Source organism: Nocardia nepalensis (genome assembly GCF_048910785.1).
Taxonomy (GTDB): Bacteria; Actinomycetota; Actinomycetes; order Mycobacteriales; family Mycobacteriaceae; genus Nocardia; species Nocardia nepalensis.
In genome coordinates, this window is the sequence record NZ_JBKBET010000034.1 from 1 (window position 1) to 1,655 (window position 1,655).

A 1,655-nucleotide genomic window follows, 5' to 3' on the forward strand; every position below is an offset into this window, starting at 1 on the left:
CACCCGATTCCCACGATCGCGACCGGTTCGTCCACACCCAGACGCGCCGGGGTCACCGACCGCACCGCCTGTGGCGGGGTCCATCCGCTCAACTGCTCGTGAAGATAGCCGGCCAGCGCGGTGGGGGTGGGGTAGTCGAAGATCAGGGTGGGGGTCAGGGTCAGACCGGTGCTGGTTTGCAGCCGGTTGCGTAGTTCCACCGCGGTCAGCGAGTCGAACCCGAGGTCCTTGAACGCTTGGCGGGCATCGATACCGGTGGTGTCGGTGTAGCCCAACGCGATCGAGGCCTGGGTGCACACCAACTCGGTGAGCAGTCGGCGTTGTTCGTCGCTGCTGAGCCCGTGCAACCGCTGCGCTAGCTCCGACCGCGCCGCCGCGGTGCTGGTTTCCACCGTGCGTCGCCGTGGTGTACCGGCCAGGACACCGAACAGCGGTGGCAGGAACGCGGCGACGGTGCGGTCGCGCAGCATGCGGTAGTCGAGGCGGGCGGTGGCCACCGCGGGATGGTCGGCGACCAACGCGGCATCGAACAACGCCACCGCTTCTTCGACACTCATCGGCACCACACCGGTGCGTTTGAGGCGCGCCAGGTCACGGTCGCTGAGGTGTCCGGTCATGGCACTGGACTGGGCCCACTGCCCCCACGCCAGCGACATGCCCGGCAGTCCGGCGGCTCGCCGGTGGCTGGCCAGCGCGTCGAGGAACACGTTGGCCGCCGCATAGTTACCCTGCCCGGGCGAGCCCACGGTGCCGGCCATCGAGGAGAACACCACGAACGCCGACAACGGCATCTCAGCAGTCAGTTGGTGCAGGTTCCAGGCCGCGTCGACCTTGGCTCGTAGCACCGTGTCCACCCGTTCGGGTGTCAGCGAGGTGATGACCGCGTCATCGAGCACGCCCGCGGCGTGGATGACCGCGCTCAACGGCGGGCACTGCCCCAGCACGTCGGTGAACAATCGTGTCGCGGCCTCGCGATCGGCCACATCACACGCCACCACCTGTACTTGGGCGCCCGCGGCACGCAACTCCGCGACCAGCTCGGTGGCGCCCGCGGCGTCACCACCGTGGCGGCTGACCAACACCACATGCCCCACCCGGTAGGCGCCGACCACATGGCGGGCCAACGCGGCACCGGCCATGCCGGTACCACCGGTGATCAACACCGTGCCCGCAGCGATCGCCGCCGGCAACACCGCCGCCGGCGCATCCCCGGCCAGCGCATCCCCTGCCGGCACGCTCGCGGGTACGGGTGTCAGTCGGGCACCGTGGGTGATGCCGTGGCGCAGCATCAGCTGGGGTTCACCGGCCTGGGCCAGCGCGGCGAGGGCCACCGCACCCACCACACCGTGATCGAGATCGACGCCTTCATCGGTGTCGAGCAACACGATCCGGCCCGGGTGCTCGGCTTGCGCCGACCGCACCATCCCCCACACCGCCGCAGCAGCCAGATCGGTGACATCCTCACCAGGCGGGCTGACCGCACCATGGGTGAGCACCATCAACACACCCGAGCGTTCCACGCTCAGCCAGTCCTGCAGTACCGCCAGCACCGCATGCGTGGCCGCATACACCGAACCCACCACATCCTCCACACCGGAGGACAACTCCCACACCACCACACCCGCATCAGCAGCGTCGGTATCCGCGGTATCGGT

1 protein-coding gene is annotated in these 1,655 nt (G+C 69.2%); it reads right to left on the minus strand.

What is annotated here, in order from left to right; all coding sequences use genetic code 11:
* On the minus strand, nt 1-1,655 hold a 1,655-nt coding region (locus tag ACHQ4I_RS28605), incomplete at both ends, for a type I polyketide synthase (RefSeq protein ID WP_420774972.1).